14 protein-coding genes are annotated in these 20,803 nt (G+C 42.0%); 1 reads left to right on the forward strand and 13 read right to left on the reverse strand.

The genetic code is table 11. From position 1 onward, the window contains the following. Nucleotide 1: 1 nt before the first annotated feature. The 3 genes from proB to A6J31_RS07660 all read right to left on the reverse strand — a co-directional run bounded on the left by proB (nt 2) and on the right by A6J31_RS07660 (nt 3,248). The gene (gene proB / locus A6J31_RS07650; protein WP_022495873.1) at nt 2-805 is read right to left on the reverse strand and encodes a glutamate 5-kinase; all 804 of its coding nucleotides are present in this window, start codon (nt 803-805) and stop codon (nt 2-4) included. Nucleotides 806-924: 119 nt separating this feature from the next. Continuing rightward, nucleotides 925-2,514 (reverse strand): hypothetical protein, encoded by a 1,590-nt coding sequence (locus A6J31_RS07655; protein ID WP_048674884.1) that lies wholly within the window; start codon nt 2,512-2,514, stop codon nt 925-927. A 2-nt stretch (nt 2,515-2,516) separates the two neighbouring features. Next, the gene (locus tag A6J31_RS07660; protein ID WP_048674887.1) at nt 2,517-3,248 is read right to left on the reverse strand and encodes an ABC transporter ATP-binding protein; all 732 of its coding nucleotides are present in this window, start codon (nt 3,246-3,248) and stop codon (nt 2,517-2,519) included. Between the two features lie 273 nt (nt 3,249-3,521). Between A6J31_RS07660 and A6J31_RS07665 the strand changes: the two genes are divergently transcribed. After that, on the forward strand, nt 3,522-4,253 hold the full coding sequence (locus A6J31_RS07665; RefSeq protein WP_048674888.1) for a DUF554 domain-containing protein: 732 nt from the start codon (nt 3,522-3,524) through the stop codon (nt 4,251-4,253). A 352-nt stretch (nt 4,254-4,605) separates the two neighbouring features. On the opposite strand, the gene addA is transcribed toward A6J31_RS07665, so the two are convergent. From addA to A6J31_RS07715, 10 genes are all read right to left on the reverse strand, one after another. Continuing rightward, entirely contained in the window at nt 4,606-8,259 is a 3,654-nt protein-coding gene (gene addA, locus A6J31_RS07670) for a helicase-exonuclease AddAB subunit AddA (protein WP_080610857.1), read from the reverse strand. Next, the gene (gene rexB / locus A6J31_RS07675) at nt 8,249-11,569 is read right to left on the reverse strand and encodes an ATP-dependent nuclease subunit B (protein WP_080610859.1); all 3,321 of its coding nucleotides are present in this window, start codon (nt 11,567-11,569) and stop codon (nt 8,249-8,251) included. Before rexB ends, addA begins: the two co-directional genes overlap by 11 nt. Before the next feature lie 246 nt (nt 11,570-11,815). Further along, the gene (locus tag A6J31_RS07680; protein WP_080610861.1) at nt 11,816-13,189 is read right to left on the reverse strand and encodes a GHKL domain-containing protein; all 1,374 of its coding nucleotides are present in this window, start codon (nt 13,187-13,189) and stop codon (nt 11,816-11,818) included. Between the two features lie 34 nt (nt 13,190-13,223). Continuing rightward, nucleotides 13,224-14,534: a hypothetical protein gene (locus tag A6J31_RS07685; RefSeq protein ID WP_080610863.1), complete on the reverse strand. Its 1,311-nt coding sequence runs from the start codon at nt 14,532-14,534 to the stop codon at nt 13,224-13,226. Nucleotides 14,535-14,865: 331 nt separating this feature from the next. Next, entirely contained in the window at nt 14,866-16,608 is a 1,743-nt protein-coding gene (locus A6J31_RS07690) for a DUF6287 domain-containing protein (RefSeq protein WP_064521358.1), read from the reverse strand. Nucleotides 16,609-16,617: 9 nt separating this feature from the next. Next, the gene (locus A6J31_RS07695; RefSeq protein ID WP_002884593.1) at nt 16,618-16,878 is read right to left on the reverse strand and encodes a hypothetical protein; all 261 of its coding nucleotides are present in this window, start codon (nt 16,876-16,878) and stop codon (nt 16,618-16,620) included. Then, nucleotides 16,879-17,694 (reverse strand): ABC transporter permease, encoded by an 816-nt coding sequence (locus A6J31_RS07700; RefSeq protein ID WP_014635018.1) that lies wholly within the window; start codon nt 17,692-17,694, stop codon nt 16,879-16,881. It lies immediately after the preceding gene. An 8-nt stretch (nt 17,695-17,702) separates the two neighbouring features. Then, nucleotides 17,703-18,488 (reverse strand): ATP-binding cassette domain-containing protein, encoded by a 786-nt coding sequence (locus tag A6J31_RS07705; protein ID WP_002891779.1) that lies wholly within the window; start codon nt 18,486-18,488, stop codon nt 17,703-17,705. A 9-nt stretch (nt 18,489-18,497) separates the two neighbouring features. Next, on the reverse strand, nt 18,498-19,010 hold the full coding sequence (locus A6J31_RS07710) for a hypothetical protein (protein ID WP_080610865.1): 513 nt from the start codon (nt 19,008-19,010) through the stop codon (nt 18,498-18,500). Then, entirely contained in the window at nt 19,007-20,605 is a 1,599-nt protein-coding gene (locus tag A6J31_RS07715; RefSeq protein ID WP_080610867.1) for an Hsp70 family protein, read from the reverse strand. The genes A6J31_RS07710 and A6J31_RS07715 overlap by 4 nt, the downstream gene beginning before the upstream one ends. Nucleotides 20,606-20,803 lie beyond the last annotated feature (198 nt).

Here is a 20,803-nt window from a genome sequence, read left to right on the forward strand (position 1 = left end):
CTTAGTCCTCCTGTTTAAAGAGTGTACCAATCTTGGCTCCTTCTAGGACACGAAGGATGTCACGTGGATTTTCACCATTCATCAAAACCATTTGGCTTTGATTTTCAAAAACCATCTGAGCTGACTTAATCTTACTCATCATACCACCTGTACCAAATTTACTACCGGCACCACCAGCTGATGCTATAATTTCCTCTGTAATCTCTGGGACATAGCTACGAAGGGTGGCATCCTCATAGACATTTGGGTTCTTATCGAAGAGCCCATCAATATCTGACAACATAATGAGTAGGTCAGCACCAACAATCTTAGCTACGATAGCTGACAAGCGGTCGTTGTCCCCAAACTTAGTCGCATGGTCCATTTCATCTACGCTGACAGCATCATTTTCATTAACAACTGGAACAACTCCAAGCTTGAAGAGGCTCTCGAAGGCATTGATGGCATTGGCCAAACTCTCAGGATACTCGACCACATCACGGGTCAAAAGAAGCTGAGATACCTTAGTTTGGTAATGTGAAAAGACCTGAGAATAGAGGCTCATCATGGCTACCTGCCCTACACTTGAGACGGCTTGTTGCTTACCGACTTCAGCCGGTCGCTTGTCTAGGTCTAGGACATTGAGCCCGAAGCCCATGGCACCAGAGGATACGAGGACAACCTCAATCCCTTTATTATGCAGGCTAGAAATGACAAAAGCTAATTGATCGATTTTTTCAAGATTAATTTTTCCTGATGGTAAAACCAGAGAGCTAGTCCCGATTTTGATAACCAGGCGTTTTACTGAGTCAAAATTTCGTTTCATGTTTATGATTATACACTAAATTCAGGTTTTTTAACATATATAATGCATAAGTTTACATATTAAAGATTTTCAGTAAAAAAGAATCCCTCCAATCGGAGAGACTCTTTAAACAGTTTGTTCTAGGCAAAAAACATGGCTCTAATACGTTTCCAACGTCTGCGATCAACAAAGAGATAAACGATTAGGACAACTAAAGCTATAAGCCCAGATACTATGGCATTGACTACTAGGGCAATCCAGAACTTACTTGCAAAGAAGACAATACCTCCTAGCAAGGCAGCGATGAAAATTGTAAGAATAAAGATACCCATATAGAGCCACTGTCCTCCACCTCGATTGAAGAGCTGGGTAACTTCCTGCCAATTCACTTCCAACAATTTAAGGTCACGTTCAAAGTAATAGCCACCTACAAGATAGGTTGTTACGAGAAAACCAAGAGTGAAACTTGCTACCAAAATAGGATGGAGATGAGCCAAGAATATTAAACCAAGTCCTCCTAATAAGAGGGAAACACCGACTTGCAAGCTATAGAAAAGCCAGAACTTTTGACGAAGATAGTCACCCGTATTGATTGGTAGGCTACGAATAAAGTCAAAGTTTGTCCCCTCTAAGGATGTTGCTACACCAAGAAAACTTGTTGGTTGAGCTGAAAAGAAACCAAAGGCAATTCCGACCAAAAGCAGGAGTCCGAAATAGTCTGGACCTAGATCTTTCAAAAAGACCGCACCCCCACCTAACATGATCATATAGAAGACCGGCACCACATAGGTATTGATAATGAGGGTTGAATTCCCCAAAGTAGATAAATGATGGCGGACCAAGACCTGTCTTTGGCTTCGAGTAACAGCTTTGGCCTGAGGCTTTCTAGCCTTTTGGTTATAAATGGCTTCGTGGAAATAACGAGGCATTCTGACTTTATAAAACCAATAGCCCAAGATAAGCACTACGAAAAGAGGAAGATAGAAATTTAGTAGAGCCTCCGGAGATAGAGGGGCAGCTACGACATCATAGTAACCTCTTAGATAAGGAAGCAAGGGAAAATCGGCATGTCCAGCACCATCAACATAGCCTTTAATAAAACCAACCATCATAATAGGCAACATAATCAATAGGGTTGACAGGGTCATCAAAATGGTTGAATAGAGCTTTTTATGAGAACTGCGAACAATCAGCGTTCCAATACTATTAGACAGAATCACTGAAAAAACGAGATTGATAAAGAGAGAAACGATAAAGGTCAGAAGTCCAACGACTATCCCCAGTGGGCCAATAAATTGCCAGTAAGCTAGAATGAGAAGACTAAGGATAGGTACCATGAAGGTCATCCCAACCATAGAACCTGACAAGGTCTTGGCCAAAAAAACTTCCTCTGGCTTCAAGGGAAGAGGCAGATAAGCCTTGCTATCCTTACTGTCATAAAAGGTACTATAGAGAGCCGTAAAGGTCTGGAGAAGCCCCATTATTGAAAATGTCAAGAGATATAGGGTTAAGACTCCAGGATTAGCCTTATAATCGACACCTACAAAAAGATAGCTATAGACAACCGTAAAAACAACTAGAATCAAGAGTTGTTGTCTAAGCATGGCATTAACGATGGAGAAATTGGCTTTTTTCTTTTTCTCCTGACGTTTCTGTAGGTTAGTTACTGCTTGAGGATTAGCGTAGAGGAGATTAATTTTAAAAAGCTCCCAAACATGATTCCAGTTCATGACTATACCTCCTCAATCTTACGTCCAGCCATTTCCAGATAAATAGTTTCCAAATCCTTGTCAGGGTACTGAGCTTTCAGTTCAGCTAGAGACCCTTGGAAGATAAGTTTTCCTTTCTTCAAAATAGCAATCCGATCACAGAGCTGCTCAGCTACACTTAGAACGTGGGTTGAGAAAAGAACACTATTACCTTCCTTGGCATGATGACGCATGGCTTCCTTCAAGTCAAACGATGCCTGTGGATCCAAACCAGTCAGAGGCTCATCCAAAACCCAAATCTGTGGATTAACCAAAAGGGCACCGATAACAACAACTTTCTGACGCATACCGTGAGAAAAGGAAGAAATGAGGTTATAACGACTCTCCGTCAAGTCAAAGGTAGCCATGAGATTAGTCAAACGTTCCTCAACCTGACTAGCTTCCAAATCATAGATACGTGTCAAGAAGTACCAATAGTCATTGGCCGTCAAATTTAGGAATAGGTCCGGTGAATCTGGCACATAAGCGATTTTTTTCTTGATGGCATCACGATGTTGACTGAGGGCCATATCATCAACGTAAACTTCACCGTAGCTAGCTTCAATGATAGACGTCAAAATGGAAATGGTCGTGGTCTTACCAGCTCCATTGTGACCAATCAGCCCAAAAATCTCACCATCTCGAATATCGAGGTTAAGATCTGAGAGAGCATCTTTATCTTCATAACGTTTCGTTACGTGTTCAAAACGAATCATCTTTTATCCTTTCTTGAGAATCTATTTAACAATAGTCTCATTTTACACTTTATATTAAATTATAAATTAGAATTATTGCTATGTTTTTTATGAACAATACTCTAATAATGTCGACAATAGGTTTAGATAAGGCTATTTCGTTGTCTTCTCATTTATTGTATCATTTCAAAGGTACAATTTCAAGAAAACGTTTGTAAAAACGGGACAATTTTGCATTCGGTCTTTGATAATGCTAAACTTATAGTATTTAGAACAATAGGAGGAAAATCACTGGTGCCAACTGGAATTATCATCAACTCGCTATCTATTATCTTAGGAGGAATCGCTGGAGGACTCTTTGGGGATTATCTCAGAGACGATTTCAAGGACAATCTTAACCTTATCTTCGGCCTAGCCTCTATGGTTATGGGGATTAGTGCTATTATGAATATGGTTAATATGCCTGCAGTTATCTTTGCAGTAGTTATCGGTACCATTATTGGACTGGCCCTAAAGTTTGGAAACCTCATCAACAAGGGAGCTGGACTTATGGAAAAAGGCTTGTCTAAGATTACGCCAAGCAAACAAACAGGATTAGCTCACGATGAGTTTTATGCACAGCTCTTGACAGTTATCGTCCTTTTTTGTGCGAGTGGTACAGGAATTTACGGGAGTCTTGAGTCTGGGATGACAGGCGATGCTTCCATCTTGATTTCCAAATCTATCCTAGATTTCTTTACGGCCATGATTTTCTCTTGTAGTCTAGGCTACATCGTCTCCATGATTGCCATTCCACAATTTATCGTTTTCTTCCTCCTCTTTGTGAGTGCTGGTTTCATTCTTCCTCTAACAACAAAAGCTATGATTGGTGACTTTAAGGCTTGTGGGGGCTTTCTCATGATTGCGACTGGTTTTCGTATTATGAGACTTCGCCAATTTCCAACCGCAGATATGATTCCAGCCATGATTCTGGTTATGCCGATTTCCTGGGCCTGGGTCAATTGGGTGGTGCCTTTGATTAGTTGATATTAGGATTAAAATAAACTAAAACCGTCAGTCTAATGTTGGCGGTTTATGTCTTTCTTTTATTACTATGGTGCCCTTCAACTATTAGAAAATAGTAGTATTTATTGTGTACATTTCTAATTTTTCTAACCTTGTTTAGATTAAGATGAGTCTGTTATAATAGCCCTTGTAGGCCTAAGCAACCTACAAGATACTTTTTTTCATAACTATTTCCATCCTCTAATATTTTAACGAACTTACAATACTGATGGAAATCTATCGAAAAAGGCTGGTGTGTGCACACCAGTCTTTTTTGATAGGTTTTGAACGCAAAAACCACTCTTTCACTGTGAAAGAATGGTTATGCTATAGCTTATACTTCTACGACTTCCAAGTCTTTTCCACCTAGGAGAATAAGGTATTTGTCTACCTTATCCATTTGATAGGCTTGACTGAGCGCTTTAGCATAGAGACTCATTTGTCCTTTGTAACGCTCCTTAAGCTCACTAGGATGGGTGAAGCGGTCGGTCTTGTAGTCAAAGAGGACGATACGATCTTCAAGAAGTAGGTAGCCATCGATGATACCACGGACGACAAACTCTTCCTTACTAGTTGGATCTTCTGCCAACATAGCAAACGGTGCTTCACGGCGCAACTTATCACGGTTGGCTAGAATGAGCTTCCCAAGATCTGTATCAAAGAATCCTAACAGCTTTTCCAACTGCACACGCGCCTTGACTTGATCATCAGCTGAAACCCGACTCAAGGCCTGTGTCAAATCTTGGAGGGTCACCTTGTCAGAGAGAATCAAGCGTTGCATGAGTTCATGAGTGGCTGAACCAACTGCTGCTCCTGTGACCTTGGTTTTTTGCCCAAAGTCTGGAAGCTCAAAGCTAGTGGTAGTCTCAAGAGGTTGAACCTCCTCTTTCTTGTCCATGATATCCACACCCTCTGTATCCATGACAGGTTCGTAGAAGGCTTTGAGCTGGCTCGGCGTACGCACAGATGGCAGGTCAATCGCTGGTGCATAAAGTTGGTTGAGCTTTTCAACACTTTCTAAGACAGTTAGGGCACGTTTAATGTCTTCCGTCTGACGATTGTTAGATAGATCATCAGCATCTACTGCCGCTTGAACTTCAACCCGACCAATAGCCTCTGGGATCAAGTCCTCAGCCTCAACAAAGCGAACAGTAAACTTGAGATCCTTTCTCATAAAGGCGGTATCCAAAGCCATAACCCAATCCTGATAAGTAGCGATTTGGTCACGTAGAGCTACTGGTAGGCGATTATTTTCAACATCCGTGCCAAATTGCTGGGTCAATTTCTCCTTACTGCCCTTACCAACTAGGTAGAGTTTTTTCTCTGCACGGGTCATTGCAACATAGAGCAGACGCATCTCTTCTGAGATACTTGCTCGACGCTCTTCCCTACGATTTTCCTGGAAGGTTAAGGTCTCGAGAACAACATTTAACTTAGGCAAATTGGTGTTTATCTGGTCTTTGAGGTCAGCTAGATACTTAATGCCTAGTCCTTTTTCACGGTTAATGATGTACTTACCACTTAGTCCGTCCTTACTGTGACCAATGAACTTGCGATTCATCTGCAAGACAAAGACATACTTGAACTCTAGTCCCTTGGACTTGTGAATGGTCATGAGGCTAACAGCATTTTTGGGAACCAAGTCTGTTACTTCCTCTAGGTCGTTACCGCTAGAAATGATCTTATCAATCATGCCAATAAAACGGGAAAGTCCCTTAAAGCCAGTCTTTTCATAGGCATTGGCACGCAAGGCAAGGGCGTAGAGATTGGCCTGACGTTGCTCAGCTCGTGGAAGACTGCCAACATAATCATAATAGAAACGATCGTCGTAAATCTTCCAGATGAGGTCATAGAGCGAGTGCCACTTACTGTAAGCACGCCAATCTGCCAGAGTTTCAATGAAGAGAGTCAACTTTGCCTCAAGTCCTTGGGTGACAACTTCTGGATGAAGTCCTGATTTAGTATGAGATGCAAGAAGCTTGTCATAGAATTGTCCTTTGTCAGCCTGAACAGCAATCCGAGCCAGGTCGTCCTCGTTGAAGTTAAACATAGGTGAACGAAGGAGGGCAACCAAGGCGTAGTCATTGAGAGGATTATTGATGGCACGAAGGGTGTCCAACATAATCATAACTTCTAGTGACTCTAGGTAGCTTGACTTGTACTCATCAGGAACCAAGGGAATTCCGTGCTCCTCAAAGCTTGCCATCAAGTCCAGATAGGTGTTGCGAGTTGGTGCTAGGAGGGTAATATCCTCAAAACGTACACCCTGCTCGTGAAGTTTGATGATTTCTTTGATAACCAAGGAAATCTCGCCGCTACTAATAGGTTGATCAGCACCTTCTTCGTCAGGAGTCACACTCGCTTCATCACTATTGTAAATCAGAACCTCTGTCTCATTTTCAGGATGGGGTTCTTTTTGCTTCTGGCTACCCGCTACCAGCATGTGAGTCTTGTCATAGAGGATATCCCCGATTTCCTGGTCCATGAGGTGGCTGAAAACACCATTAGTCGCATCAAGAACTTCAGATTGACTACGAAAATTCTCTTTAAGGAGAATCAGCTTACCTGCATCTGGATTTTCAAGGAAAAGCTGGAACTTACCATTAAAAATCTGAGGGTCTGCCTGACGGAAACGATAGATGGATTGCTTGATATCTCCCACCATGAATCGGTTGTGGCCATTAGAGAGGAGCTCCAACATGCGTTCTTGGGTATGGCTATTGTCCTGATACTCATCTACCATCACTTCATGGTAACGGTCACGGTAGCTAGCTGCCACCTCTGGATTATCCTCCAAAATACGGATAGCAAAATGGGCAATATCCGAGAATTCAAAGGCATTTTCCTGAATCTTAGCCTGTAAATACTGGTCCGAAAAATCAAGTACAAAGGCCTGAAGCAACTCCAACAGAGGTAGGATGTCATCATTATGCTTGGTCAAAACCTCGAGGACCGTTAGCTGGGTATCAACCTCTCGCAACTGGGCCACAAACTCATTTTTGGTCTTGTTGTAAGCTTCCTTGTAGGCCTTGAGTTCCTCGTCTTTAGGACGGGTCATATTGGTCAAACCAGTCCCTCCTGACAAAGTCAAGAGTTGTTTGAGCAAGTCCTCCATATCCGTTTGGTCATTGGCCAAGGCTCCCTCAAGAAGGCTAATGGCATCTGACACATTATTTAGATATTTGGCCTTGGCAAATTCACGCTGAGCTAGACCTAGATGGTCTCTTAAGAAGTCTAAGAAATCAGCCAACAAGCCATCTTTGAGACCCTCTAAAAGCTCAGCTTTAGCCTTGTCTGGATTGGCCTCTGCCTGCCCTTTTAAAAGATTTTGACGTAGCCATTTTTCAGGACCTGCAGTAGCCTGAGAAAAGTTATAGACATCGTAAACTAAATCACGAAAAGCCTTACTAGTCTTGCCATTTCCTACGAAGTTGCGGACCAATTTTTGGAAAAGTTGGGCATCCTTTCCTTGCATATAATCGTTAAAGAGATCAGCATAAACCTCATTTTTCATGAGTGTCTGCTCGGCAGGATCTGTCATAATGCGGAAAATAGGTGACACACCCAGAAGATAGCCATACTGATTGACCAATTTCTGGGTGAAGGCATCCATAGTTCCAATATCAGCCGTCCCAATCTTGGCAATCTGATCTGAAAGAAAGGCACGCTCTTCATCCGTCTCAACTTGTCCAAGTTGCTCTGTCAGACGCTTTTCCAGACGCTCTTTTAACTCACCTGCTGCCTTTACCGTAAAGGTTGAGATAAAGAGTTGGTCAATGCCAACACCACGTCCAATCATATCAAGGATACGCTCAACCATAACAAAGGTTTTTCCTGATCCAGCCGAAGCTGACACAAGAATATTAGTACCATTACTGTAAATGGCCTCAATCTGCTCAGGTGTTAACTTGCGTTCCTTGTCAGAAGCTGCTTCTTGGGCAATACGTTCCTTAATCTCTGTTGGACTTAAAAAAGCTTTAGTCAACATGGTTGTCCTCCTGGTCTTTTTTGTCTGCTGTCACAGCTTGATCAGTGACTGGAAAGGGGACGATAGTTTCAGCAACTTGCATCTCATTATCGTCCTCATCTTTTGCCATCAGCTCCAAATAGGCTTCCTTCTTGCCCTTACTTGGTAAACGCAGGAGCTTTCGAGCCTGTCCCATGTGGCGGTCAGCCTCAAAATGAGTAATAGCCTTGATTTGATCCCCTTGAACAGACTTGCCATCCTCAGTATAAGGATTGACCGCAAAATTCCCGCTTCGAATAACTTCAGCAGCACTTGTAAAGAGCTTAATATTGTAATCGAGCAAGGTTTCTAGGTCCTCCTTGTCATAGGTGACAGTCTTTTGTAAATCATAGTTTCCACCAGCCAGATGCTCCGTTTCTGAAGCCACAAAAAGTCCCTTATAGGTCAATTCCTTATGAGCCTGAGCTGCTAGTTTATCCAAACCAAACTGAGCTAAGTTAAGCTGTGGGTCCTGCATGTGAAGATACATGGCACCAAAAAGCTGATCAGCATCGACTTTATAGGTCTGGCGAAGGGCTTCTAGATAGGTTACCAACTGCGGACTGAGGCCATTGTAGAATTTTTGAATGTCAAAGACATTTTTACCTGACTTGTAGTCAACGACACCCAGAGCCCCATCCGTTAAACGGTCCACACGGTCAATAATCCCTGTAATCTTGATGCTATTTGCTAAAAGCAAATCAAACTTGGCTTCCTCACGCTCAACCTTAACAGCCGCATTGTCACGCAAAACACTGGCAGTTGAACGGGCGATATCTTCCAAGATCTGACGAGACAAGCGACTCTCTTGGTCCTCGGTATAGAGAATTTCAAAGGGTTGTTCCTGATTGGTCTGAGCAATAGCCTTTTCCAATTTATCATCGAAGTTTTCTGACGAAGAATCACCCATCACACGCTCAAAGACACGGTGTAAATAAGTCCCGTGGTGTCGGGCATCTGGATGGATGGACTCCAACTCTTCAAGTCCCAAAACATAACGCAAGAAATAAAGATATTGGTTGTTATAGAAGGTCGTCAGAGCCGAAGCTGATAATTTTAGTGGTTCTTCCCCCGGAAAGACCAGCTGCATGACCTGATTATCCACCTTGGTCGTCGTCACATCGTCAATCACATTTGGAATCAAGACTTGGTCCTTATCAAGTCGCTTACGGAGATAACGCACAGCAACTGACCAAAACGTCTGCGTTTCCTTGTCCAAATCAGCATCTAGATGGCTGCTGTTAAGAGCAATGACAGTCGATAGGAGGTCCTTGTAGTTCCCAATCTGGTCACCCTTAGCCTCGAAACGATTACGTCCCTTTTCAACCAAAGGAAGACCAAGGTCAAGAAGTTCCTTCAAATAAACCGACATGTCATCCTGCGTCTCATTGAGAATTTGTGGCTGACTAAGCACCAATTGTTCACTAGCCGCATTGAAAAGCGACATGGCCACAAAATGCCCCCGCTGACTATTGCTCTGCGTGACAATATCCAAACTTCTATGCTCATCCGTCGCCTCATTGATACGACTGCGTTCCTCGTCAGACAGGAGACTCTTATTTTGCCCTACCTTTGGAAAATGTGACTGGGTCATTCCCAAGGCAAAAACATAAGGAGCTGAATGTGGTTGAATCAAATCGTATTTCTTCACATTGACCACATCAACAGTGGCTGGAACCGTACGGTAATCACAGGCCAACATTCCCGAACGCAAAATGGACAAAAAGTCGTCCACTGACAGCGTTTCTTCTCCAAAAATAGTCTCAACCTGCTCCAAGAGTTGGGTGAAAGACTTCCAGACCTGTTCATTCTGCTCTTTTTCAGCTTCACTGGCCTTGACAGTCAAAGCAGCCATCTGATTTGGCACTTGTACAGCCCCTAAAAAGACCGCAAGTTTCTTAAGCAGACTAGAACCCTTTTGTTTGCGACTGTTAAGCAACTTGTCCAAAGGCTCTACCAGTTGTGAGCGCAAGGCATTAAGCTGGTCTAAATCATACTTATCACGACTATTGGCCGTAAAATCAGACAAGAACTTGTGACGCCCCTTGATGTCTGCAAAATTGACATAATACTCAAAAAGGTCTAAGTCCTCTTGAGTAAAACCGCCATAGAGACCTGATTTTACGAGATTAAGCAAATCCTCAGCACGATAATTATAGCGCTTGATACGCTCTAGCGAATCCACAAACTGCACCAAAGGATGGCTAGACATGGTTTCTTCCTTACCGAAATAATAGGGAATATCAAATTTTCGGAAAATCTGACCCACCTGAAGCTTATAACTCTCCTCATCACCAAGCAGGACCAAGATATCCTTGTAGCGCTTACCATCCGCCAGCAACTGACGAATACTCTTGGCAACCTGAGCCACCTCTTCCTTTTGGTTGACCACTTCCCAGACCTGCAAGGCTTGCTTGTCTTGATCAGTAACCTTCTCATCTACCGTACTAAAATCATGACGGCTCTCCAAAAGACGACTAATACGTGCAAAAGAAGGATTGCCCTCTTTGTCTGTCGTCACGTAGTCAGGTGTCACCTTATAGGTCTGAGCCAAAGTCCTCAAAAAATCCACTGAGGCCTGATAAACATTGCCATAAACAAAGTTAGCCTTATAAGCTTTTTGACTGGCATAGGTCCCAATGACAATCTGGTGGCACTTATCATTCAAAAGACCAACCAGCGCCTCCTCCTCGGCAGAGAAACGCGTAAAGCCATCAATGACCAAAACCGTGTTACTCAAGGCCTTATCTAGGTGGCCTGAGGTAATCTCCTTGAAGAAGGTACTGAGTTTTGATTGATTGTCGAAATCTCCCGCCAACAAGAGATCCTGAGCCGCACTGAAAATCCTTACCAAATCCTCTTGTTTCTCCGCCTGATCCAAATGCTGCAAATCCAGAACTGTCATATTAGCCTGCTGCAACTCTTTGTAAAGGTCCACCAATTGATTAATAAAGTTACTATCCTTGCGTAAACGACCATAAACCTTGAGCTCATCATCGTCCATATGTGACAAGACCTTATAAAAAATCATGGCCAGACCAGTATCATCCAACTGAGTTTTTGGGTTACTCGTATTGAGAATAAAGTACCTAGCCATCTGAGTAAAACGCGTCACCGTAATCTCAAAGGACGCTGACTGAGGCAGGTATTCCAAGACCTTACGCTCCTTCTCAAATGATAGGGCATTAGGGGCAATATAAAAGACCCTCTTTCCCTTTTGAGCATAGCTAGTCGCCTGCTCCGTCAGAATTTCTGTTAAATCCTGAGACATATCCGTATAAAGTAATTTCATAAGACGTCCCTTTCTTGTCTCTACACCAGTCGTTAGGCTAAGCAAGTCGTCATTCACTTAGCGCTAAGAACCACTAATCCTTGCTATTATAACACAGAATGAAGCAACAATCAGACTCCTCCCTCACCCCTTCCTCCTCCGATGTCCTAAGCTTCGGACATAAGCATAAGCTCAACAGCAAAGAGCCCTACTTTATGGATCTGTAACGAAAAAAAGAGCCAAATCCTTTGATTTAGCTCTATATATTTATTTAAAAATCAATTCCTGTTTGAAGAGGTAATCACCACTGCTTGTAATCAGATTGGCATCACTATACTTCCTAAGAATATCCTTGGCTGAGTGAAGGTTAAGACCAGAGGTCTTCTTCTGATTTTCTTCCTGCATAATGGCATCAAGGTCAACTTTTTCTTCTTGCGTCCTATTTTCCATGACGAAATGGTAACTCCCATCCTTATCATGACGATAAAAACTAAAATTGATTTGACTGGCAGGCACCTGCTTACTCTCATCAATCGCATTACTAAAGAAAATGGACACCAGCAAGGTCAAGTCAACCACGTTCATGGTAAAGCCTGAAATCTCCTCAGGAATATCACAAGTCACTGGAATATTACTACGTTTAGCCTCCATCATACGAGCCGAAAGAAGACTACGTAAGGGCAAGGATTGAATATTTTCTAGCTTAGGATTATCAATGACACGGAAACGTTCAAACTCCTTGGCACTCTCTCTAAGAACATTCTGATACACCTGTTCAGCAAGAGCCTCTTCCTGGTCACGCACTTCCTCTGAAAATTGTTCCACAACCGTCTGATAAGACTGTCTGTATTGTAACAATTCATTGTAGAGAAGATCAATCTTTTGGTTGGCCTTGGTCAAACTATTCAAATGCCGTTTTTCCTCCATGGCCAAACTCTCTTCCAAATACTGCCTAGACAGTTGATTAAGATGAGCAATTAGGAAAATGAAGGCCACTGCAGACAAGAGAACCCAAAGCATCCGAAATCTCAACTCCACCTCTGAAGAATAGCCAGGGAACCAACTGTCTAAGTTCACACTGAGATAGATTCCCAATAAATAAATGGCCATTGCTAGAGCAACCCTTCTAGAAATCTGGAGATTATGAAAAGAGTCATCGCTATAGACCTTCCAACGCTTCAAATCCAAGCCCAAGAAACGGTCAAATACAAAATAAAGTGGCAAAATCAAACCGTAAGATAAGAGATAGAAAAGAGCATTGGACCCTACCTCAGCGACAGGGAGATTTAAGAGGAGGGGAATAAAGAAGAGTCCCAATAAGCGATAAAGTAAATCTGACGTCACCACTGGAAACAAAGTATGAAAAGCATACTGGGTCACCGACCAGGTCTTCCCTTTAGCAAGAAAGGCCAAAATCATCAGGATCAAGACATCAAAAACCATAATCATGTTAGTAATATTATACTGAATGACTACATCTAACAGGGCTAAGGTCAAGAAGACCGTCCAGGAGATACGAATGTCTGTCATTCGTTTGAAAATGGCACAATTTATCGTCAGAGTTAAAATAAGCTGAATGGCTAGAAAGGCATCTGTATCATAGAGATTTAAAAAATTTATTCCCAAAAACGATTCAAACATCGAATCTCCTTTCTATATATTTTTTTACAAGTTTTTAGTATTCAAATTGCTGTCTATAGATCAACTTATCATTCTTAAAGCTAAGTTTAGACTGAGGGTAACGCTCCATAATATCTTCGAGCTGCTCATTGATTGATAAGTGACTCTCATACGCCTCGTGGGGCGCCTCGGCACTATCTTGCGAAAGGGTTGTCTCTACAGAGAGGACCTGGACCTCACCTCTTTGGTAATAAGACATACGAACTAAACTATTTTCTTGACCATGAGCTCTCAACAAGGCATTGTCCAAGAAGGTCGTTAGAACAGCTGATAAATCCACCACATCGATATGAACTGGGGATATAGGGTCTGGAACCTCCATGATAAAATCAACGCCAACAGCATGAAACTCCATATACTTACTCTCAATGACGGAACGTAACAATTGAGAAAGCAGGTTAGAAATATCTGGCATAACCTTGCTGAAGGGAACCTCTTCATCAGATAGGTTCTGAGTGTCTCCCTCTTGACTAGTAGCCAGAACGGTTTTAGCCTTCTTAGGTACGACTACCTTAGGCACTCCATCACGGTATAGCTCCTGATAAAGATGGAGGATATGCCTACTAGATTCCTGTAAGCTCTGGAAATGACGCTCCTGCTCCTCTTTCAACTCCAGAAAAAGTTCATCCTTAATCCACTGGTTAGCATAGGAAACAACAATGAAGAAGGCTCCTGTTGCTAATAGAACGATCAACTTGGCATAATTGTTAACCACTTCCACAGGCCAGATACTAGCAAAGTAAGGCATGAAATCATTTAGAAGCCCGTATGAAAGAAAGGCAAAGCTAACCCCAATAACAATAGGGGTGAAGTGAATGCGTAAGCGCTCCTTTTCCTCGACCTGCAAATATTCATAACCAATAAAACGGTGAACCAAAAGGTAAAGAGGATAGGTAACTACCACACATATAAACTCCGTTAAAGATTCTGGAATACGGCTCATCAAGTCGGCTCCCAAAAGTAAAGGAAAGACGATTAATGACAAGCCTCGTATAATGATATTGGTTGTCCCCCAGGCATAAAAACTATTAAATACCGGCTCTATCCATGGCAAGTCTGGACGTTTGTAATAACTAAAACAAAATAAAATAAGAGGATTAAGTAAAAACTTGAATCCCATAGGAAGAAGAGGAGTCACAACAACTGACAAAAGACCACCTAATAAAAGTAGCCACCAAGAAATCTTGACCCTACCAGCTGCATGAAACATCAGATAATTGACAAAGAAAATCAAGAGCGTGTCTATAGATACCAGCCAATGAAAATCTTTAAAAACAGCAAGTAGCGATTCAATAATAGAAGTCATTCTTTTCCCCCTCTCCCTCTAATCTGATTTAAGAAACTTCCTCAAAAATCCCCTAGGAAGCCCTTTTTACAACACTACTCATTATATAGCTTTTTGTAAGTTTTCACAATAATTAATTTTCTAATAAAGTCTATAATACCTCTAAGAATCCATTTATTTATAGAAGATAGACTAACTATTAAATTAAAGTTACAAATGTAACATAAAAAGTTGAGACAATTTTATCTCAACTTTTTCATTAAAGACATATTCTTTTAGAAACTTTCTTTAGGTGACTAGGGACCTCTGCGACCTTCATAGAAGTTCCAAGACTTATTTTTAAACCTAAGATCTAGTCAGCCTTGTAGTAGAATTGTTTGGCGTCAGATTGTGCATCCCCTGATTGGGTCACTAGGATACGGTCTTTAGTATTATCTGAAGCATCAGGATTATTTCCTGACACATTCGGTAATGTCGTACCTTTCGGGATGAAATAGATTATTGCGCCATACATTCCTGTTCTTAGGCTCGCTCTCAGGTAGCCATTTTCAAGACTGGAATTAGCATTTTGAACCTCATAATCTGTTGGTGCAGTTACTTGATTCTTAGAAAATGTCAAACTACTACCATTCCCATTCTTCCAAGTCCCTTCGAGGCTTTGGAAGTTATTATCTTTGATAGCATTAACATCCATGCCTGTTTGCTCGGTCTTGGTTTCCGTTTTTGATTCTGTCTTAGCTTCTGATGAGCTTGATGATGACTCTGATGATTGTGAAGAACTTGAAGATTCTGAGCTTTCAGATGTGCTAGCACTAGAGTAATGCTTGAGCAACTCTTGGTAAGCCTCTTGCATGTCATCTGGTGCTACCTTATAGGTCTGAACAGCCTTCTTATCGTAATTACCCTTCCAGTAGTTCGTCACATAATAAACGGTACCGTTGGAGCCTAGAACGATTTGGTAAGAATCCTTATCTTGGTCAACCAAATCCTTATAGAGCTTGTTGTAGCCATTATAATTGCCACCAGTTTTGTCATCAGCTGAGAAGTCCTTAAAGAGGGCTTTTTGTTCAGCAGCATCGTCTTCATACATAGCATGTTTCTTATCCTTCAAGGTATAAAGACGGAAGGATGATCTTGGACTATAGTCTGCGGTCTTACCACTATTGTCATTAATCCCTAAAGCAAAGGAATCAACCGTGTTTTTATAATCCTTGAAATCATAGTTTGAGACTTCCTTGCCATTGATGATACCACTCGGAACACCAGTAATATGTTCATAGCCATCCGCATTGATGAGATTAGCAAGGATGGTAATCGTTTGGCTGCTACCTTTTTCCTTAGGTGCCTTAAATGACAGGAAGGTTGGACTACCATCATTGACCTTGGTGATACTGTCAAAGCTGCTTTGAACTAAAACAGCATCCTTGGCATAATCAGACTGATAGAGCCATTTCCCAAAAGCTTCTGTGATAGACTTAATGTCTTCGGTCGAATAGTCTGCAATATAAGTGGTTTCCTTATCACCATTGACATCAGTCTTCGTCTTGATATCTGCATTTGGCTTATTTGGATCGTTAGAAGAAGATTCTGAGCTTGCATCGCTACCAGAGGACGAGCTACTTGATTCCAAAATATCCTTAATAATGCTTTTAACTTGGCTACTTGAAGAACTAGACGAAGCCTCGCTAGACTCAACGACTTCAGAGCCTCCCTCAACCTGAGTATAGGTATCTGATTCAGTCATTTCAACCTTCGCATCTCCTCCAGGTACCATACTTGGTGTGATACGGATAGTACCGTCTGAGCTACCGTTAGTTCCAGGCAACTTAAAGCTCAAAGAACGGTCTTCCCCGGATTGAGCATTAGCCTGATAAGTATCCCCGGTCTCCGTATTTTTGACTTCGTATTTGTCTCCCTTGATCTTACGAACTTCAAAACGCACCTTGTTCCCGGTATTCTTATCGACAACGGTTGTGGCATAAACTCTTGAAGACGATGTAAAAGCCGTGCTCTGAGTGTATTTTCCAAGTACCATGAAGACCAAAAAGACAATCAAGGCTAAACCGATAAACTTTTTATGTTTAAACTGTTTCATGAGGTCCTCCTAGATAAATAGATAGCCAACAACATAACCAAAAAGAGCAATACAAATCAAGAGCAAAATTTCCAAAACTAAAAACCAGCTAAACTTGAGATCACCCAAACCAACCTTAGACAAAACTTGTCTGAATTTAGAATTTTTCTGTCTGCTCAAGCCACTAGAAAGAGCAAAACCAGTCTTAGCAGCTTCTGCGACTTCCTTATCACTTGGCTTGCGGCCATGCTGCACTTGGAAGTCAATCAGCCATTCATCATATTGTTGCATTTATTTCTCCTTCTTCTGAAGTGTGACGAAAAAGAGTAGGGCATAAACGAGGCAATGAAGCACCAAGGCCCACCATTGTCCCCAGAATTCGCCTGTAGACCCTTGAAAGGCCTCTAACTGGCTCTTAGGGACAGGAACATGGTACTTAGCCAAACTAGATGGCAAGTCTGACAAGTCACTAGAAATCCCAAAAAGCTTGTGGCCATAACCTAGATAGACAAATTTTTGTACCCAATCAATGGCTTTTGGCAAAGACAGGATAGTTCCTGATAACGAAAATTGCATGATACCCACAACGACTGCTAGGATAACAGAGGTAATCTCAGATTTGCCAACCAAGGCTGAGATAAAGAGGGCAATAAAATGCGACGCCAAGAAAACCAGGAGCACTGTAATCCCAACTTCCCAACGGTAGGAACCAAAAATATGACCAGCATCTGGAAATTCCTTGTCAAAGAACTTACTAAAGACAGAGTAAGATAGGATAAAGACAATGGTTTCCAAAACGGCAAAGAAGGCGTGAATCCCCATACTAGCCAAGGCGAAGGCTGAACGACTCAAACCTGAGAAAAAGTCACGGTTGAGGACCGAGCGTTCCTTAGAAATATAAATACTGTTTTGAACCACAATCAAGAGACTGGTTGAGAAAAGCAAGAGAAAGAGGGTCATTCGAGTTGTTTCGAAATCTTTCAAAAATCCCTTGTCTTGGATATAGAGAATTAAGCCTTCAAAAGCGACAATGCCCAGAAGAACCTTCACAAAATCCATGTAGTGGTGTTTAAATTTATACCAACTTAATCGTAATGCTGCGTTCATAAATCTCCCTAAATCTTGTAAATACGTGTTGAAGCATTGAGCTCTTGGTAGACATCTGCGATATTCATATCCATATATTTACGAATCATATAAGGATCGCTAGTCTTGTATTCCAAAAGCAACTCTTCATAGGTTCCTGCAAATGTCGGACGTCCCTTAGATAAGAAGATAATCTTGTCAAAAATAGCCAAGTTTTCTGTATTGTGAGTAATAACCACAATAGACTTGTTAGCTGATTTAGCCAAGATTTTCAAGGTACGTAAGAGATTTCGGTCACTAAGGGCATCCAAACCTGAAGACGGCTCATCAAGGATAAAGTAGGGACTAGGGCTAAGAAGCTCGATACCAATAGAGACACGACGTTTTTGCCCACCAGAAAGCTCTGAGATCTTCTTATTGGCAAATTCCGTCAACCCTAAATCATCCATGATGCCTGCAATGCGATGCTTTTTAGTCAGCTTACCACTCCCTTTCAGATGGTGGTCCGCATAAAAATCAAAGGTCTCAGATACCTTGAGGTACTCACGTAGGAGATTTTGTTGGGGCACATAGGACCAAGAGCGTGAACCCGCAGTCACAGGTTTGCCATTTTCTAAAATACGAAATTGTTGGCAAGTCGGTTTAAGCTGGCCTAGGAGAATCTCTGTTAAAGTTGTTTTCCCTGAACCAGAAGCACCCAAGATACCGACAACTTGACCAGTCTCCATAGTAACATCCAAATCTGTAAAGAGCTGGTTATCATTTCCCTTATATTTGAAACAGATATGTTCAAATGTTAATTGATTGGTTTCCATTAATATCTCCTAAGACATAAGTAACATCAAAGCCACAATTAGAATGGCTCCGATAATAAGAACGATGACATTGATATTGAAGAAGAGAATCAAACTTAGTAGAACCACAAAGGCGAAGGCCGCAAAGAGGTAATTTTTAAGAGGTGACTCTTTGGTCTGAGTCACCGCAACAGGTTCAAAAGGGATTTCCTTTTTACCTGATACATTGCTAGCATCAGTAGTCGTCCCTTTCTCAACTTCCAAAGCCTTTCTCTGAGCCTGCCTAAGTTTTCGGTCATATTGTAACTTCTCATGGTCTGAGAAAAAGATTGAGCGAATCGTGTAGAGCTCACTGCGCAAACGCTCCCCTTCTTTATCCAAGGTACCATTTGTCCAGAGCTCCTCCAGCTCCTCACGTAAAAAGGAAAGGGCCACGAAACAATCTTGAGCCGACATCTCTGGAGAGATACGGTTACTGACCTCTCTTAAATAGGGCACTGCCTGTCCTGTCTCTGTATCAATTGCTTTGTAGTAGTCTATCATGAGATGAATTTAGCAAAAATAGCTTGAAGTTCTGACAAATCTTCCTTAACCACTTCTTGGGTTTGGTTGACTTGTGCATTGACTGAAAAGCGTGCCACAACAGTATTGCTTCGAGGGTCCGACACTGTCACAGTAACAATTTGTTCTGAGTCAAAGGCATAGGTGACTTGCGCCAAGAGCTCGCCTTTCTGACGAGGTTGTGGCACTTGCCCTTCCACTTGTCCTAAAATCTTCACAGCAAATGGATTCTCGTAATTTCCTTCTGTGATACGAAGCTTGAACTTGCTCTGTCCATCCACGACCGCAAAGAGATCCTTGGTAACAGCCAAAGGCAAGACCGAGTTACGTGGGACCACGACACTATTATAGTAGTCACCCACAAAGCTGTAGTTCTTGTTTGGATTTTTCTTGAAGAGCAGACCGATTCCCTGAGAGGTCACATCCTTGACAACCACTCTATCTGTCTCAGTTGTCTTACCATCCTGGTGCTCAGAGAAGCTAACCTCATTATTGACGATAAGGTCAGCCAAAATAGAAGCCCCTTGTGCCACGATAGTGTCTGGATTAAGGTCAAACTTAGGTTCCAAACCACTCATCAGGCGAATCATCTGACGAATCATTGGCATACGTGTTGATCCACCCACAAGGAGAATATGGTCAATCTCTTCCCATTTTAAGCCAGATGCTTGAAGAGTAGATTGCACCTTGATTTCAGTATCTTTGAGGAGGTCCAAGGTAATTTCATTGAAAATCGCTTGAGTAATCAAGACACCGTAACCTTGACCATTGACATAGTGCTCATAGAGAGCTTGGTCATTCACAGATAGACTAGTCTTAATCTGTTCAGCCTTATATTGAAGTTGAATTTTTTCCTTCTCGGAAAGGTTAGTCATATTGACCCCTTGTTTTTCCAACTCCTGCATGATGTAGCCCACAAGACGCTTATCAAAGTCAATCCCACCAAGGCGTGAATTCCCATCAGTTGCCAAAATATCATAGGCATGATCAGCCACGCGCATGATGGTAACGTCAAAAGTTCCTCCACCAAGGTCGAAGACCAAGACATTTCCTTGAGCATTTTTAGTGTGGGCATAGGCAATGGCCGCAGCTGTAGGCTCATTGATAATACGCAAGACATTAAATCCTGCAATACGACCAGCATTCTTAGTTGCCGCACGTTGATCTGACGTAAAGTAGGCAGGCACTGTGATAACAGCATCCTTGATACCATCTGCTTGACCCATCTCCTGACCAACGATATAGGCACGCTTACGGAATTCGTTCAAAACCAAGGCAGAAAGAATAATAGAATTGACACGTGTGTGGTCTGGTGTATCACTGGCAATTGGACGCCCAATATCACGTTTAAAGTCAAATTTAAAGTTTTCTGTACTTCCGATTTCTGTCCCACGCTCAATGGCTTCCTTACCAAAAGATACATGGTTTTGGCCACTAATATTTGAGAAATAAACCGCTGAACGTAAGACCTGATCGTCATTCGTCCCCATCGGAATAATCTCTGGCACATCTTCACGAACAACAGCCATAACGGAATTCGTTGTTCCTAAATCAATACCAATCGCTTTTTTTCTCATAACAATTTCCCTTCTAGCCTCATTTTGAGTTTACTTGACTATCACTCCAAGCGGGTATCCGCTTAGATTGTCTCCATGCATCGCTGTCACATAAAACTCCAAAAGAGTAAAGTTATTCCAGTCTAGTTTTTTCACTATACTATATTATCACAAAAAAAGAGACTATAAAATAGGAAAAAAGGGAGTAGGACCGAACAA

This window comes from Streptococcus sp. FDAARGOS_192 (assembly GCF_002073815.2).
Lineage (GTDB): Bacteria > Bacillota > Bacilli > Lactobacillales > Streptococcaceae > Streptococcus > Streptococcus salivarius_H.

Coding starts and splice junctions, on each gene's coding strand:
- proB (WP_022495873.1), bottom strand. CDS start 805: ATGAAACGAAATTTTGACTCAGTAAAACGCCTGGTTATCAAAATCGGG.
- A6J31_RS07655 (WP_048674884.1), bottom strand. CDS start 2,514: ATGAACTGGAATCATGTTTGGGAGCTTTTTAAAATTAATCTCCTCTAC.
- A6J31_RS07660 (WP_048674887.1), bottom strand. CDS start 3,248: ATGATTCGTTTTGAACACGTAACGAAACGTTATGAAGATAAAGATGCT.
- addA (WP_080610857.1), bottom strand. CDS start 8,259: ATGTTGACTAAAGCTTTTTTAAGTCCAACAGAGATTAAGGAACGTATT.
- rexB (WP_080610859.1), bottom strand. CDS start 11,569: ATGAAATTACTTTATACGGATATGTCTCAGGATTTAACAGAAATTCTG.
- A6J31_RS07680 (WP_080610861.1), bottom strand. CDS start 13,189: ATGTTTGAATCGTTTTTGGGAATAAATTTTTTAAATCTCTATGATACA.
- A6J31_RS07685 (WP_080610863.1), bottom strand. CDS start 14,534: ATGACTTCTATTATTGAATCGCTACTTGCTGTTTTTAAAGATTTTCAT.
- A6J31_RS07690 (WP_064521358.1), bottom strand. CDS start 16,608: ATGAAACAGTTTAAACATAAAAAGTTTATCGGTTTAGCCTTGATTGTC.
- A6J31_RS07695 (WP_002884593.1), bottom strand. CDS start 16,878: ATGCAACAATATGATGAATGGCTGATTGACTTCCAAGTGCAGCATGGC.
- A6J31_RS07700 (WP_014635018.1), bottom strand. CDS start 17,694: ATGAACGCAGCATTACGATTAAGTTGGTATAAATTTAAACACCACTAC.
- A6J31_RS07705 (WP_002891779.1), bottom strand. CDS start 18,488: ATGGAAACCAATCAATTAACATTTGAACATATCTGTTTCAAATATAAG.
- A6J31_RS07710 (WP_080610865.1), bottom strand. CDS start 19,010: ATGATAGACTACTACAAAGCAATTGATACAGAGACAGGACAGGCAGTG.
- A6J31_RS07715 (WP_080610867.1), bottom strand. CDS start 20,605: ATGAGAAAAAAAGCGATTGGTATTGATTTAGGAACAACGAATTCCGTT.